At 65.4% G+C, this 852-nt stretch carries 1 protein-coding gene and 1 pseudogene; both read left to right on the forward strand.

Features of this window, described 5'->3' with window-relative positions:
- A pseudogene (locus IMZ11_RS42750) lies at positions 1–214 on the forward strand (hypothetical protein); the annotation flags it as partial.
- Between the two features lie 3 nt (positions 215–217).
- Positions 218–703: an SRPBCC domain-containing protein gene (locus IMZ11_RS42755; protein WP_003884123.1), complete on the forward strand. Its 486-nt coding sequence runs from the start codon at positions 218–220 to the stop codon at positions 701–703.
- Positions 704–852: the final 149 nt, after the last annotated feature.

Genomic DNA, 852 nt, shown 5'->3' on the forward strand with positions numbered 1-852 from the left:
ACATGGACGCCACCGACCGCACTGCTTCCACGTCGCCGTGCTGGAGAAAGCCGGGCTGATCATCAAGCGGCGCAACGGTCGTGAGCAGCTGGCCAGCGGCGACGTGGAAGCAGTGCGGTCGGTGGCGTCCATGTTGACCGAGCTGGAACAGGTTTGGCGTGGCCGCATCGCTCGTATCGATGAACTGATCGCATCCGATCCCGAGGAGGACTGACCCATGCCCGTGACCGATGTCAAACACGACCTCGACGAACTGACGCTGACGATCACCGCGGAGTTCGCGGCGCCGGTGCAGCGCGTCTGGCAGATCTACGCCGACCCACGTCAGCTGGAGAAGGTATGGGGACCGCCGACGCACCCGGCGACCGTCGTCGACCACAGCCTCACCCCAGGCGGCCGCGTCACCTATTTCATGACAGGCCCTGAGGGTGAGAAGTACGCGGGGTACTGGGCGGTCACCGCTGTCGACGAACCGGCCGGCTTCTCGTTCGACGACGGTTTCGCCGACGAGGACTTCAACCCGAACCCCGAGATGCCGGTGTCGAAGAACGTCTACACGTTCACCGAACATGACGGTGGCACCCGCGCGGTCTACGTGAGTACCTACGCCTCCGCCGAAGCGCTCCAACAGGTCCTGGACATGGGCGTGGTCGAGGGTGCCTCCCTGGCGATCAACCAGATCGACGGACTACTGGCGGCCTGACCGGTCTAGCGGTGCCGCCCAGCCGTCGCAGCTACCGGGCGAACCTCGGTCTCGCTCTGCTCGGCGTTGCGATCAGGTGCCAGCATCACGGCGGTGATCGGCACGACGAGCGCGAGCAGGCCGATCACGAAGACCGGGAACAGGAACGA

The sequence above is a fragment of the Microtetraspora sp. AC03309 genome (assembly GCF_020826795.1).
Classification (GTDB): domain Bacteria; phylum Actinomycetota; class Actinomycetes; order Streptosporangiales; family Streptosporangiaceae; genus Microtetraspora; species Microtetraspora glauca.